Annotated in this window: 15 protein-coding genes; 6 read left to right on the top strand and 9 right to left on the bottom strand. The window is 66.7% G+C overall.

The window, feature by feature from the left end:
- The 3 genes from GA645_RS22460 to GA645_RS22470 all read right to left on the bottom strand — a co-directional run bounded on the left by GA645_RS22460 (position 1) and on the right by GA645_RS22470 (position 2,691).
- On the bottom strand, positions 1 to 1,173 hold the full coding sequence (locus tag GA645_RS22460; RefSeq protein ID WP_152225585.1) for an ABC transporter permease: 1,173 nt from the start codon (positions 1,171 to 1,173) through the stop codon (positions 1 to 3).
- The gene (locus GA645_RS22465) at positions 1,155 to 2,126 is read right to left on the bottom strand and encodes an HlyD family secretion protein (RefSeq protein ID WP_152225588.1); all 972 of its coding nucleotides are present in this window, start codon (positions 2,124 to 2,126) and stop codon (positions 1,155 to 1,157) included. Before GA645_RS22465 ends, GA645_RS22460 begins: the two co-directional genes overlap by 19 nt.
- Positions 2,127 to 2,211: 85 nt before the next feature.
- Complete coding sequence (locus GA645_RS22470) at positions 2,212 to 2,691, bottom strand: phosphate-starvation-inducible protein PsiE (protein WP_152225591.1); 480 nt, start codon at positions 2,689 to 2,691, stop codon at positions 2,212 to 2,214.
- Positions 2,692 to 2,873: 182 nt separating this feature from the next.
- Here GA645_RS22470 and GA645_RS22475 point away from each other — a divergent pair, with 182 nt between their 5' ends.
- Entirely contained in the window at positions 2,874 to 3,155 is a 282-nt protein-coding gene (locus GA645_RS22475; protein ID WP_152225592.1) for a DUF3509 domain-containing protein, read from the top strand.
- A gap of 259 nt (positions 3,156 to 3,414) precedes the next feature.
- Positions 3,415 to 3,681: a YebG family protein gene (locus GA645_RS22480; protein ID WP_152225594.1), complete on the top strand. Its 267-nt coding sequence runs from the start codon at positions 3,415 to 3,417 to the stop codon at positions 3,679 to 3,681.
- A 114-nt stretch (positions 3,682 to 3,795) separates the two neighbouring features.
- Here the strand turns inward: GA645_RS22480 and GA645_RS22485 are convergent, their stop codons facing one another.
- Positions 3,796 to 4,830 (bottom strand): Glu/Leu/Phe/Val dehydrogenase, encoded by a 1,035-nt coding sequence (locus GA645_RS22485; protein WP_152225596.1) that lies wholly within the window; start codon positions 4,828 to 4,830, stop codon positions 3,796 to 3,798.
- A gap of 152 nt (positions 4,831 to 4,982) precedes the next feature.
- Between GA645_RS22485 and GA645_RS22490 the strand changes: the two genes are divergently transcribed.
- The 4 genes from GA645_RS22490 (at position 4,983) to GA645_RS22505 (ending at position 8,670) form a co-directional block, all read left to right on the top strand.
- Entirely contained in the window at positions 4,983 to 5,792 is an 810-nt protein-coding gene (locus GA645_RS22490; RefSeq protein ID WP_152225598.1) for a SirB1 family protein, read from the top strand.
- 208 nt (positions 5,793 to 6,000) lie between these two features.
- The gene (locus GA645_RS22495; protein ID WP_372239815.1) at positions 6,001 to 6,753 is read left to right on the top strand and encodes a helix-turn-helix domain-containing protein; all 753 of its coding nucleotides are present in this window, start codon (positions 6,001 to 6,003) and stop codon (positions 6,751 to 6,753) included.
- A 113-nt stretch (positions 6,754 to 6,866) separates the two neighbouring features.
- On the top strand, positions 6,867 to 8,288 hold the full coding sequence (locus tag GA645_RS22500) for an FAD-binding oxidoreductase (RefSeq protein WP_152225602.1): 1,422 nt from the start codon (positions 6,867 to 6,869) through the stop codon (positions 8,286 to 8,288).
- Between the two features lie 34 nt (positions 8,289 to 8,322).
- Entirely contained in the window at positions 8,323 to 8,670 is a 348-nt protein-coding gene (locus GA645_RS22505; protein WP_152225604.1) for a cupin domain-containing protein, read from the top strand.
- Between the two features lie 167 nt (positions 8,671 to 8,837).
- On the opposite strand, the gene GA645_RS22510 is transcribed toward GA645_RS22505, so the two are convergent.
- The 5 genes from GA645_RS22510 to GA645_RS22530 form a co-directional block, all read right to left on the bottom strand.
- Positions 8,838 to 9,605, bottom strand: coding sequence for a crotonase/enoyl-CoA hydratase family protein (locus GA645_RS22510; protein ID WP_152225606.1), 768 nt, complete (start codon positions 9,603 to 9,605; stop codon positions 8,838 to 8,840).
- A 150-nt stretch (positions 9,606 to 9,755) separates the two neighbouring features.
- Positions 9,756 to 10,667: an SDR family oxidoreductase gene (locus GA645_RS22515; protein ID WP_152225608.1), complete on the bottom strand. Its 912-nt coding sequence runs from the start codon at positions 10,665 to 10,667 to the stop codon at positions 9,756 to 9,758.
- A 107-nt stretch (positions 10,668 to 10,774) separates the two neighbouring features.
- A complete protein-coding gene (locus tag GA645_RS22520) occupies positions 10,775 to 11,068 on the bottom strand; it encodes a hypothetical protein (protein WP_152225610.1) in 294 nt (97 codons plus the stop codon).
- Positions 11,069 to 11,163: 95 nt separating this feature from the next.
- Positions 11,164 to 12,042 (bottom strand): alpha/beta fold hydrolase, encoded by an 879-nt coding sequence (locus GA645_RS22525; protein ID WP_152225612.1) that lies wholly within the window; start codon positions 12,040 to 12,042, stop codon positions 11,164 to 11,166.
- Positions 12,042 to 12,824 (bottom strand): class II aldolase/adducin family protein, encoded by a 783-nt coding sequence (locus tag GA645_RS22530; protein WP_152225614.1) that lies wholly within the window; start codon positions 12,822 to 12,824, stop codon positions 12,042 to 12,044. The genes GA645_RS22525 and GA645_RS22530 overlap by 1 nt, the downstream gene beginning before the upstream one ends.
- Positions 12,825 to 12,890 lie beyond the last annotated feature (66 nt).

Raw genomic sequence — 12,890 nt, forward strand, 5'->3', positions numbered from 1 at the left:
TTACGCCGGGCTCAGGTCGAGGCGCCGGCGCAGGCGCATCTTGGCGATCATGTAGGCGACCAGCGGATACAGCAGCAGCTTGCAGCAGGTGTACAGGCCCGACTCGGCCGGCGCCTTGCGCAGGAACTGGTCGAACAGGCCATGCAGGGTGTGGGTCAGCGGCTCGGCCTCGGCGATCACCCGGGCGATCTGCGGCATCGCCAGCTCCGGCAGCAGCACGCCGGAGTAGGTCTGCGCCAGGCCGATCAGCAGGCCGATCAGCGAATAGGCGCTGAAGCGGTTGGCAGTGAAGATGAACAACACCAGCCCGAGGCTTTGCGCCGCCGCCACGTAGCAGACGGCGATCGCCAGCATCCACCAGGGATTGCCGTTGATCCGTGCGCCGTTGAGCTCAACCAGCAGGAACAGCTCCACCATCAGCAGCGTGCTGAACAGCAGGGTGTAGGGCGCCAGTTTGCCCAGTAGGCGCACGCCGAGGGCCTGGGCGCGCAGGATATGTGGCGAGGATGCGCGCAGCTCCGGCGCCTCGCGGGCCAGCACATGGACGGTGGCAACGATCACGAAGAGCTGCAGCAGGTGGACGATAGCGGCGAACTGCTGGAAGTAGATGTAGTTGCCGCTGGCGTTGAACAGGCTCTCGTAGGACACCGCGACGCTCGCCAGCGCCGGCATCGGGCGGTCCATGCCGACTGCCAGGCGCGGGCGCAGCTCGGCGTTGACCGAACTCATCAGCCCGCTGAAGTCCTGGGTCGAGTAGAAGCCGGCGGAATAGAACAGCGAGTTGTAGTACAGCTCGGCGGTGGGCTGGCGGCCGGCCAGCGCGTCGGCCTCGAAGTCGCGCGGGATGTACAGCAGCGCATAGTCATCGGCCATGCGCAGCCGGCGCAGCCCTTCCGGCAGACCGCCGCCGAGCACCTCGACCTTGGCGTGGGAGCCGGCGTCCAGCTCGCGGACGATCTGTCGCGACAGGCTGCTGTGGTCGGCATCGACCACCGCCACCGGCATATCCAGCAGGGTGCCTGCCTGGTACACGCCGCTGATCACCACGAACAGCAACAGCGGCCAGAGCCAGCCGAGCCAGTGGATGGTCCAGCTGCGCAGGGCGACCCGCGTTTCGCTGCCAAAGGCCTGGGCGAAACGCAGCAGGTTGCGCCTTACTGCTGCCAGTGCCACAGCGCGCTCATCCCGGGACGCAGACCTTCCACCGGCTTCTCGGGGTAGAGCCGCACCTCGAAGGTTTTCAGATCGAAGTCGCCGGTGGCGCGGGTGGCGCGCTTGGTGGCGAAATCGCCGAGCGGTGCGATGTAGCTGACCTTGGCCGTCACCGAAAGGTTCTTCAGGGCCGGCACCTGGATCGCCACTTCGTCGCCCTTGTTCACGTCGGCGAGGATGTCTTCACGCAGGTTGAACACGAAGTAGGCGTCGGATAGCCGCACCAGCGTCAGCAACGGACTGTAGGCATTGACCAGTTCACCCTGCTCCGCCGGGATCGGCCCCACCTCGCCGTCCACCGGCGCCACCACGTTGAGGTCGTCGGTCTGCGCCTGCAGTTCGAGTATCTGCGCATCGGCCCTGCGCACCGCCGCTTCCAGCGCGCGGCGACGTTCCTCGCGATCACCCTGGTTGCCCTGGTCAAGATTGGCCTGGGCCTCGGCGACGCGATTGCGCGCCACGTCGCGGCCACGGCGGGACAGGTCCAGCTGCGCCTGGGAAACGAAACCGCGCCCGGCCAGCTCTTCGTTGCGCTGGTACTCCAGGTCAGCGTTGCGCAGCTCGGCCTGGGCCTGGGACAGGCTGGCCTGCAGGGCGCGCAGGGTTTCCTCGCGGGTACCGTGGAGGGATTCGTCAAGGTTGGCCTGCACCTGGTTGCGTGCGGCACGCAGGGAGTCCAGCTGGGCCTGCAGCTCAGGGCTGCTGAGGGAAATCAGCACCTGGCCCTGCTTCACATCGTCGCCGCGGCGCACGTGCAGCACTTCGACCCGGCCCTTGGCCTTGGAGGCGACGATGACGTCGGTGGCGTCCGCCTCGCCCTGCAGCAACAGGGGTTGCGCGTGCAGACGCAGGTACAGTGTGATGGCGATGATCACCAGGATCAGCAGGGGTGCGAACAGCTTCCATCCCTTCATGGGCTCGGTCTTCCTCGGCGGCCGGATGCACCGATGGTAGTGCATCCGACCACGCTGCGGCGGGCCGGAATCAACGCCTGTGCAATCAGCGCTCGTCGTCGCTGATCAGGTCACGCTCGCCGCTGCGCTGCGGCGAGGCGGGCGATGGGAAGCGCGAGGAGGCATAACGCACCACCAGGATCGCCAGCGCCAGCAGCAACAGGGCTACCGAAACCAGGATGATGCCGTCGTCGGGCACATGGTTGTGCTGGATGTCGGCGATCATCAGGCGGGTCAGCGCGGTCATCGCCACGTAGATCAGGAAGCGCACCGGCATGTGGTTGGTCTTGAAATAGATACCGACCATCGCGCCCAGCTCGAGGTAGATGAACAGCAGCAGGATGTCGTCGATGCTCGCATGGCCCTTGCTCATCATCTCGCCGAACGCCACCGCCGCCGACCAGAACACCGAGCCGCCGATGGCGAACAGCGCCAGGTAGTGGAAGCCCTCCACCAGCAGATTGCCCAGGGATTCGGCACAGCCGTGCATCCGTTCGCGCAGGCGCTCGGCCCAGTCCAGTTTCATTGGTCGCATCTCCGTGTCGTAAAGGATTCTTCGCGTAATACCCGCCGGTCAGAGCCTGCAAGCACTACGCCATTGATCTTGCGCAGTCATGTCAGCGATCCACTGCGGCAACATGGCGGCGAACTTTTCCGGTGGCCCTCCGGTCCATCCAGAGGCACGCCCACAACAGGCAGGACCGATTCATGGAAAGTCCCTTTCAGGTACTGACCGACGCCTTCCAGCAGCAGTACCGCGTCAACTTCAGCCTCGAACGGCTCGACGGCAGCATCATGCTCACCCTCTCCACCGAGGACGGCGTCGCCGCGCGTCGCATGATCCGCAGCAGCCAGTTGCAGGACCCGGAGCAGCTACAGCAGGTCATCCAGAGCGTCCGTTTCGGCATCGCCATCGAGCACGGCCGCATCGCGCCGCAATTGCTGGCCACGATGGCTGGCAGCGGCCACGGTCTGCTCATCGCGTCCTAAGCCAATTTCCTACCTTCTGGAGATTTCTGACTGACGGCGCCCTGCTCCGGTCACGTCGGAGCAACTGCGCGCGCCAACAGGGCGCGCGCACCACTTCGGGCCGCCGCAATAGTGGCCGAATACCGGCATTCCTCTTCGCTGCGTCTAGGCTTCTGGCGAATGGTTCGCGCATGAGCAGTAGCATTGCGCGATCACTTTACTGTATAAATAAACAGTAATTTCCACACTCCCAACATAGAGAAGGCTTACGAGGTGATGAATGGCCGTCGAAGTGGTGTACCGCAGCAGCCGCGATCCGGAGCGCCTGTTCATGGATAAGGCAGAAGCCGACCGGCACGACAAGATGCTGGAGCTGGCGGAAACGCTGGCTGAGGTACTGCAGAAGGCGGTGCCTTCACTGAAGGAGGACCAGGTCGAGGAGATCGGCATCTTCATGGCCAAGAACCGCGACGCCTTCGCCCGCGCCTTCAAGAACCAGCCCGACGCGCTGAACGAGATTTTCAGCGAGGCGGCTGCCGAGGAGTGAGGCAGTCCATCGCGGACGGACTCCGGGATCGCGCCGAGCGTTCCCTGTAGGAGCGGGCCATGCCCGCGATCGCGGACAAAGTCCGCTCCTGCAGCCTGAGTTCAGCCCCGGATTTCAGTGCCCCGAATACTCCCCGTAGAGAATCCGCTCGGCCAGCTTGTCGGCGACACGCGCCGGCGACAGGTGATCGGCCTGGGCGTGGGCGTAAACCTCGGTGAGCCGCTCGGCGATCCGTGACAGGTGCGCGGTGATGACCGGCAGCGACTCGCCCTGGTGCTGCAGCGCGACGTAGATCAGGCCGCCTGAGTTGATCACGTAGTCCGGCGCATAGAGTATTCCCCTCGCCTCCAGCTCATCGGCCACGTCCGGCTGCGCCAGCTGGTTGTTCGCCGCCCCCGCCACCGCCGCGCAGCGCAGGTGGCCAACCACCTGCGACGTGAGCACGCCACCCAAGCCGCACGGCGCAAGGATGTCGCACGGCGTGGTGAGCAACGCCTCGTTGGGCACCGGGCGCGCGCCCAGCTGCTCCACCGCCAATTGCACTTTCCCCGAATCGATGTCACTGACCAGCAGCTCCGCACCAGCGGCGACCAGGTGCTCGGCCAGCGCGTAGCCCACATGCCCCAACCCCTGGATGGCGACCCGCAGGCCGTCCAGGTCATCGCTGCCCAGACGCGCCTGGGCACTGGCGCGGATGCCGGCGAACACCCCGAGCGCCGTGTGCGGCGAAGGGTCGCCGCCACTGGTGGTGCTGGTGACATGGCGGGTGTACTGGGCGATGCAGTCCATGTCCGCACTGGAGGTGCCGCTGTCCACCGCGGTGATGTAGGCGCCGCCCAGGGCGTCGATGAAGCGGCCGAAGGCTTCGAACAGTTCGCCGCGATTGGCCACATGGGGTGGACGGATGATCACCGCCTTGCCGCCGCCCTGGCGCAACCCTGCCAGCGCGGCTTTGTAGCTCATGCCCTGGGCCAGCCGCGCCGCATCACGCAGGGCGGAGTCCTCGCTGGGATAGGGGAGATAGCGGCAGCCACCCAGCGCCGGCCCGAGCCGGGAATTGTGGATGGCGATGATGGCCTTGAGCCCCGTGGCCGGGTCCTGGGTAAGATGCAGCGACTCGAGCCGGGTGGCTTCCATCATGGCGAACATGGCGGCGCTCCCTTGCTAGTGACCGGGCGCCCTTGCTTCAGGGCCCTAACAGTATAGGCAGCGCACTGCACCCGCGTTTGCCCGCAACGAGCCAAGTGCTGGACGAGCGCAGCCCGCAACGGTTAAAACCGCAGGATCAGCCGGAGACCGCCATGAATCCGCGTCAAGCCTGCCTCGCCTGCCTCGCCCAGGAGCCACCGGCCCTGTTCGAGGCAGCATTGTGGATCGCCGCCGAGCACGAGCCGCAACAGAGCCCGGAACAGGCACGCCGCCTGCTTGACAGCCTGGCGCATCAGGTTGTGGTGGCGTTGCCGGTGGCCACCACCGATGCCGAGCGGGCCCAGGCATTGCTCAGGCGCATGAGCGAACTGGGGTTTGCCGAAGACGACGAATTTCCCCTGCAGCCTCGCGCCGCCCTCCTTCCACGGGTACTGCAGCGACGCCATGGCCAGCCGCTGTCGCTGGCGCTGATCGCCCTGGAGCTGGCGCGCCAGCAGGGCATTGCCCTGGTCGGCGTGAACTTCCCCGGACGCTTCCTGCTGCGCGTCCCCGGCGCAGATCACCTGCTCGACCCAGCCACCGGTCGCCGTCTCTACACCCGCGACTGCCGGGACCTGCTGGCGCGCCAACTGGGGCCGCTGGTGGAGCTGACCGCCGCGCATCTGCAAACCGCCAGCGCCGCCGAGATGCTGCAGCGCCTGTCACGTAATCTGCGGCAGCTGCACCTGGGCATCGGCGAGCCGCTCGCCGCGCTGAAGGACGCCCAGCGCGTGCTGGAACTGGGGCCGCCGAGCGTCAGCGATCACCTGGCCCGCGCCGACCTCTACCACACCCTGGAATGCCCGCAGGCCGAACGCTACGACCTGGAGCGGGCGATGCTGCTCAGCGACGACCCCGCCGAGCAGTTACGCCTGGCCCAGCGCCTGGCGGAGATCAGCGTGCCGCCCAAGGCCCTGCACTGAGCCCCGGACCGTCCGCAATACGCGCGTAATCTCCCGACACAAGCGCCGCGACAAGCTCCTGCTGGCGGCGCTGACACAGCGCCATGACAGGCCTGGAGCATTGCCACTACCCGAACGCCGCTGTCTGGGGCAGACTTGGCACCCTATGCAAGCCATCGACCAACGCCCCACCGACCGCCATCTCACCGACCAGACCCGCGCGGTGGTCCTGCGCTATCACGAGTGCTGGAAGCATCGCGACCTCGAAGCGGTGCTCGCGCTCTACCATCCGCAGGTGGAGTACAACGACTTCTTCCAGAACCGCCGCCTGGGACTCTCAGAGCTACGCGATTACGTGCTGGGCACCATGCCCAGCCGTCCGGAGGAGTTCCTCGACCACATCGACCGCATCCGCGTGGATGGCGACACCGCGTTCATCCAGTACCGCATCGCCGTCACCCTCAGCGGACGCCTGGCGACCTTCCACTCCAGCGAAGCGATCACCGTGCGCGACGGCATGATCTGGCGGATCAACGAGTACGCCTCGGTGGTGCGCGAAGGCGTCGAGAACCGCTCGCAGATCAGCGATCCGCGCCCGGCCACCAGCCGCCTGGGTCTCTCGCCGCGCCAGCTGAGCCAGCTGGCCAACGACCTGGAACAGTACTTCAGCAAGAGCCAGCCGTACCTGGCGCCGGACCTGGACCTGACCCAGGTGGCCACCGCCACCGGCTACACCCGCAACCAGATTTCCTACCTGCTCAACCAGGTGATGGGGCTGAGCTTCTACCAGTACGTCAACCAGACGCGCCTCACCCACCTGCTCGACCAGCTTCGCCCACCATTGCCGGCGCGAATCGACGAACTGGCGTTCTCCGCCGGCTTCAACTCGCTGTCGGCCTTCTACCGCTGCTTCCGCCAGCACACCGGGCAGTCCCCGCGTGAATACCTGAAGCGTCTGCGCGACGAGCAGAACGACGCCTGACCGGCAGTTGCCGGCGGGCGCGCCGGCACTCCCCGCGTACCCGCGCAGACGACAGAACCCCGCGCCACCTCTAGGCTTGACGACATTCCCCCACTTCCCCTCCGGAGTCGTCTATGTCGGCATGGCGTCATATCAGTCTGTGGATGAACCAACTGGACGACGACCTCGTTCCGCGTCCTTCCCTGCAAGGCTCGCTGGATGTCGATGTGGCCATCGCCGGCGCCGGTTACACCGGACTGTGGACCGCCTATTACCTGAAGCAGCGCGCGCCGCAGCTGAAGATCGCCATCGTCGAGGCGGAAACCGCCGGCTTCGGCGCCTCCGGCCGCAATGGCGGCTGGCTGATGGGCAATATCCTCGGCGAGGACCGCCTGCTCGCCGGCCTCTCGCCGGAACAGCGACGCGCCTCCTACGACCTGCTGCATGACATCCCCGACGAAGTCGCCCGTGTGCTCGAGCGCGAAGGCATCGACTGCGACTACCGCAAGGGCGGCGTGCTCTACACCGCCGCCCGTTACCCGGAACAGGAAAAGCGCCTGCGCGACTACCTCGCGCACCTCTATGCCGAGGGCCTGACCGAGGACGATTACCGCTGGCTCACCACCAGCCAGCTCGCCGAACAGCTGCGCATTCCCAGCGCGCTGGGCGCCATCCACACCCCGCATTGCGCCACCATCAACCCGGCCAAGCTGGTTCGTGGCCTGGCCCGCGCCGTGGAGCGCCAGGGCGTGCAGATCTTCGAGAAGAGCCGCGTGACCCACTGGGCGCCGGGCCTGCTGCGCACCGACCAGGGCGAGCTGAAGGCCCACTGGGTGGTGCCGGCCATCGAGGGCTATGCCGCCGACCTGCCGCCGCTTGGCAACTACCAACTGCCGGTGCAGAGCCTGCTGGTGGCCACCGAGCCGCTGCCCGAATCGGTGTGGGCCGAGATCGGCCTGGAACAGGGTCAGGCCTTCAGCGAATTCAGCCGCCAGGTCACCTATGGCCAGCGCACCGCCGACAATCGCCTGGCCTTCGGCGCTCGCGGCGGCTACCGCTTCGGCGGCAAGCTGCGCACCGATTTCAGCCTGACCGACGATGAAGTGGGGCTGCGCCGCTACCTGTTCGGCGAACTCTTCCCGCGCCTGAAAGACGTACGCATCACCCACACCTGGGGCGGCAACCTGGGCATGGCGCGTCGCTTCCACCCGCACATGCTGATCGACCGTCGCAACGGCATCGCCCTCTCTGGCGGCTACGGCGGCGAAGGCGTCGGCGCCACCAACCTCGGCGGCCGCACCCTGGCCGACCTGATCCTCGGCCAGCACAGCGAACTGACCCGGCAACCCTGGGTGATCGACGACCGCAGCCTGCAGGACGGCCTGCGCGGCTGGGAGCCCGAGCCCTGCCGCTGGCTGGGCTACAACGCGATCATCCGCAGTTTCGTGCACGAAGACGAAGTGCTGGCCAACCCGCACAGCGCCCCGTGGCGCCGCCGCCTGGCGGAGAAAGTCGCCGCGACCATGGAAGGCCTGATGACCTGGAAGGTCGGCTGATCAGCCGTTAGAAGAAACCCCACTGGAGCCCCGAATGAAACTGACCCACCTGAAGAACACCCTGCACGCCGAACTCGGTGAAGCCAACCCGGTCGCCGTGCCGCTGGGCGAGCCGGTGTCGGAAACCCGCGTGGAATCCATCGAGCGCACCGACCGCGTGGAAACCGGCATCTGGGAGTGCACCCCCGGCCGCTGGCGCCGCCAGATCGTCGAGCAGGAGTTCTGCCACTTCATCTCCGGCCGCGGCACCTTCACCCCGGACGGCGGCGAGACCATCGCCTTCCAGGCCGGCGACGCCTTCCTGCTGCCGCAGAACAGCCTGGGCGTGTGGGACATCCAGGAAACCGTGCGCAAGACCTACGTAATCATCCAGCGCGATTGATCGACGTACCGTAGGGCGTACAACCGTTCGCGGTTGTACGCCGATACACCTTCCGCCATCCGCGATCAGCAGCGAGGTCGGTGCCTCGACAAGTTCGCGAGCAAGCTCGCTCCTACGAAGAGCGGCGCGGCTTTCCTGCGGGACCGACGAGACGCTCAGCCCGATCCTCAAAACTCCCCGTGCCGCCCTTCCCCATCGGCAAACCGCTTGGCCCCGTTTACCGTCTCGCCGCTCTCGATCACGGCCATCCCGCCCTGGAACTCATTGGCCAGCGCCACATCGAAGGACAGGTTCCACTGCGTGAAGACACTGGCGCGGTCGGCCAGCATGCAGCGCTGGGGAAACTCGGCGATCTCCCGCGCCAGCTCCTCGGCCGCCTCCAGTGCCTGCCCGCGCGGCACCACGCGGTTGGCCAGGCCCATCATCAGCGCTTCCTGCGCACTCACCGGACGGCCGGTGAGGATCATGTCCAGCGCCCGGCCCTGGCCGATGATGCGCGGCAGGCGCACGGTGCCGCCGTCGATCAGCGGCACACCGAAGCGCCGGCAGAACACCCCGCACACCGCGTCCTCGGCCATCACCCGCAGATCGGCCAGCAGCGCCAGCTCCAGCCCACCGGCCACCGCATAGCCCTCGATGGCTGCGATCAACGGCTTGGACAGCTGCATTCGGCTGGGGCCCATCGGTCCATCGCCTTCGGTTTCCAGGCGGTTGCGTCGCTCGCCGCCCTCGGCCACCGCCGCCAGATCGGCACCCGCGCAGAAGGTGCCGCCAGCGCCGGTGAGCACCGCGACCCGCGCCTCCTCGTCCTGCTCGAAATCGCGCAAGGCATCGGCCAACGCCTGGGCGGTGGGCAGGTCCACGGCATTGCGTACCGCAGGGCGGGCGATCACCAGGGTGGTCACCGGGCCGTTCCTCTCGATTATCACGCTCATGGCGAACTCCTCAGGGCCTGTTTACGGTCTAGCAGGCTGGCGCCGCCGGCACCAATGCAAAGGACCGGCTACAAGCCGGCCCTTTCACCTTACTGCGTCCGCCGCCACGGAACAGCCTCATTGGCTATTCCGCCGGTCAGGCTGGCCGGATCAACCGACGTATTTCTGCAGGTTCGCCATCATCTCGCGAAGCGCTTCGACGTTGTCCTTCGGATGCGCGGCATTCTCGAAATCGCAGATCTGCGCAAAGTTCGCCGCCACGTCCTCGACGCTGAAGCCCTTGCGCGGGTCGAAGCCCACGCCCAGGCTACGCTCCCAGCGCACCTTGCCGATCCAGCCGCCACCCACTTCGAACAGGCCGGAGGTCTCCTGGCAGGCTTCGCTGCCCAGGTACACCACCAGCGGGCTGACCAGCTCGGGCTTGAGCTGCTCGAACACCTGCGGCGGAATCAGGCCTTCGGTCATGCGGGTGCCGCCGGTAGGGGCGATGGCATTGACGAAGATGTTGTTCTTGCGCCCTTCGATGGCCAGGTTGCGAGTCAGGCCATAGAGGCCCAGCTTGGCCATGCCGTAGTTGCTCTGGCCGAAGTTGCCGTAGATCCCTGAGGTGGACGAGGTGAAGATCACCCGGCCATAACCCTGCTCGCGCATGAACGGCCAGGCGGCGTGGGTCACCTTGTAGGCGCCCTCGACGTGGACCTTGTAGACCAGGTCCCAGTCGGCGTCTTCCATCTTGTGGAAGGTCTTGTCGCGCAGGATGCCGGCGTTGTTCACCACCACGTCGATGCGGCCGAATTCCTCCACCGCCTGGCGGACGATCTTCTCGCCGTCGGTCACCGAGTCATGGTTGGCGATGGCGGTGCCACCGGCTTCGCGGATTTCCGCCACCACGCGGTCGGCGGCCGAAGCGTTGGCGCCTTCACCGTGGGTGCTACCGCCCAGGTCGTTCACCACCACCTTGGCGCCGTGCTTGGCGAACAGCAACGCATGGGCGCGGCCGATACCGCCGCCAGCTCCGGTAACGATCACGACTCTTCCGTCGAAACGCAGGGCATCACTCATGGTCGGGACTCCAGGCAGGTCTGTTTTTTCCGGAGTGTCCGGCAGTCACGATTCGGTCACAAGCAAGACGATTGGGGCGAATGTTGCCCAATAAGGCCGGGGGATGATCAGCGGATCGGCAGGTTCAGTTCCTCGCGCGGGCCGAGCTTGAACAGCCACCAGTCGTACTCGCTCCAGAACAGCAGCAGGCCGAAGGCCGGCAGCAGCGCCAGGACGCCCAGGGCGGCGGGAACCCAGTTCTGGATCATCCAGGCGTAATAGCAGCCGGCGGCGCAGACACCCACCAGCAGCAACAGCAGGGGGATGGCGACGAAGGCGAAATCCCGGCGCAGGTTCAGCAGCGCCCGGTACAGCAGCGAACCCTGCGGCTGACGGACGGGAATGACGGATCTGAGTGGCATGGCGGCCTCCGGCTGGACAAGGCCGGGAAGCTACCGCCGCCACGCGGAACCCAGCTATCAGCCGGTTCCGAATCTCCGGAAGGATCGATCCGTACCTATCGAGCCCGCTCCTGTCGGAAGGCCAGATAGTGCTGTAGCACCTGCTCCGGCGCCTCGACCTGCGGGTAATGGCCGATGCCGGGAAGCTCGACGGTATCCGGCCTGGGGATCAGCTCCCGGTAGCGCGCCACCATGTGCGCGCCGGAAATCGGGTCCAGCGGCCCGTCGATCACCCGCAGCGGCACCTGCGTGCGCTGCATGGCGCCGACCCAGCGCTCGCGGTGCTCGCGGCGGTCGAGGATGTAGTGGATCAGTCGGTGCATCGCCTTCGGCCCATCGTTATGCCGGATCAGCTCCCAGAACGCATCCAGTTCCGCCTCAGACGGCTGGGTCGCCGGACCGAAGACCCTGGCGAAGTTGTGCGCCAGGCGCCGGCGATTGAACAGCCGGGCGAACAGGCCGCCCAGTGGGCTGAGCAGCAGCTTCTGCGACACCACCGCACGGTGGGTCTCCGGGAACAGGCCGCCGTTGAGGAACACGCAGGAGGCCAGGGCGAACCCGCCCTCCTCGTGCCGCGCCAGCAGTTCCTGGGCGACGCTGTTGCCGTAGTCGTGGACCAGCAGGTGAACCGGTTCGCGCAGGTCCAGATGGACCAGCAGCGCCTGTTGCAGGTCGGCCTGTTCGAGGATGCGGTAGTCGTGGCCGCGCGGCTTGGCCGAATCGCCGAAGCCGAGCATATCGCAGGCGATCACCCGGTAGCGCTCGGCCAGCGGGTGCCACAGGTAGTGCCAGTCCCAGGAGGCGGTGGGAAAGCCGTGGACCAGCAGCAGCGGCTCGCCGCTGCCGGCGCTCCAGTAGCGAATCTCGTGGCCGCGAAAGGTGAAGGAGGTGCCCTGCGCGCGCCAGTCGCGCAGGGCGATGCCAGGCAGGCCCATCAGTCGCGGTAGCCGGGGTTCTGCTGGTCCAGCTTGCGCAGCAGCGCCGGCCACGCCAGCGCGCCGCCCAGGCCCTGCTTGCTGCGGGTGACGCCAGCGGCCATGGCCATGGCGCCGTCGAGGATCTGCTGGGGAATCATGATCAGCTCAGCGCCTCCGCCCTGGGCCAGTACCTGGATTTCGCAGGCCCGCTGCAGGATGAACATCATCAGGAAGGTATCGGCGATGCTCGGCCCGCAGGTCATCAGGCCGTGGTTGGGCAGGATCATGAAGCCGGCTTCGCCCAGGTCGGCCTGCAGGCGCGCCTTCTCGTCGTGGTTCAGCGCCACGCCCTCGTAGCCGTGGTAGGCGAGGCTTGCGAGAACGAACAGCGACTGCTGGGAGATCGGCAGCAGACCCTGCTTCTGCGCGGAAACGGCGATGCCGGCGGCGGTGTGGGTGTGCAGCACGCAGGTAACGTCGTGGCGGACTTGGTGGACGGCGCTGTGGATGGTGTAGCCGGCCGGGTTGATCTCGTAGGGGCTGTCCATCAGCTTCTTGCCGGCCAGGTCGACCTTCACCAGGCTGGACGCAGTGATCTCGTGGAACATCATGCCGAAGGGGTTGATCAGGAAGTCTTCGGTGCCGGGAACCTTGGCGGAAATATGGGTGAAGATCAGGTCATCCCAACCGTGCAGCGCGATCAGTCGGTAGCAGGCGGCCAGGTCGACGCGGGTCTGCCATTCGGCGGCGGAGACCTGGTCCTTGACGTTCGCGGTGGGCAGCGGGTGTGCGGCGTGCATGGTCGGAACCCTCTTCGTTGTTGTTATGCGAGCCCGCAGTCTAGCCAGCGCTGCCAGCCGCGGACT

Origin of the sequence: Pseudomonas sp. SCB32, from assembly GCF_009189165.1 — a bacterium.
Taxonomy (GTDB): Bacteria; Pseudomonadota; Gammaproteobacteria; order Pseudomonadales; family Pseudomonadaceae; genus Pseudomonas.

Coding starts and splice junctions, on each gene's coding strand:
- GA645_RS22465 (WP_152225588.1), bottom strand. CDS start 2,126: ATGAAGGGATGGAAGCTGTTCGCACCCCTGCTGATCCTGGTGATCATC.
- GA645_RS22470 (WP_152225591.1), bottom strand. CDS start 2,691: ATGAAACTGGACTGGGCCGAGCGCCTGCGCGAACGGATGCACGGCTGT.
- GA645_RS22475 (WP_152225592.1), top strand. CDS start 2,874: ATGGAAAGTCCCTTTCAGGTACTGACCGACGCCTTCCAGCAGCAGTAC.
- GA645_RS22480 (WP_152225594.1), top strand. CDS start 3,415: ATGGCCGTCGAAGTGGTGTACCGCAGCAGCCGCGATCCGGAGCGCCTG.
- GA645_RS22485 (WP_152225596.1), bottom strand. CDS start 4,830: ATGTTCGCCATGATGGAAGCCACCCGGCTCGAGTCGCTGCATCTTACC.
- GA645_RS22490 (WP_152225598.1), top strand. CDS start 4,983: ATGAATCCGCGTCAAGCCTGCCTCGCCTGCCTCGCCCAGGAGCCACCG.
- GA645_RS22500 (WP_152225602.1), top strand. CDS start 6,867: ATGTCGGCATGGCGTCATATCAGTCTGTGGATGAACCAACTGGACGAC.
- GA645_RS22505 (WP_152225604.1), top strand. CDS start 8,323: ATGAAACTGACCCACCTGAAGAACACCCTGCACGCCGAACTCGGTGAA.
- GA645_RS22510 (WP_152225606.1), bottom strand. CDS start 9,605: ATGAGCGTGATAATCGAGAGGAACGGCCCGGTGACCACCCTGGTGATC.
- GA645_RS22515 (WP_152225608.1), bottom strand. CDS start 10,667: ATGAGTGATGCCCTGCGTTTCGACGGAAGAGTCGTGATCGTTACCGGA.
- GA645_RS22520 (WP_152225610.1), bottom strand. CDS start 11,068: ATGCCACTCAGATCCGTCATTCCCGTCCGTCAGCCGCAGGGTTCGCTG.
- GA645_RS22525 (WP_152225612.1), bottom strand. CDS start 12,042: ATGGGCCTGCCTGGCATCGCCCTGCGCGACTGGCGCGCGCAGGGCACC.
- GA645_RS22530 (WP_152225614.1), bottom strand. CDS start 12,824: ATGCACGCCGCACACCCGCTGCCCACCGCGAACGTCAAGGACCAGGTC.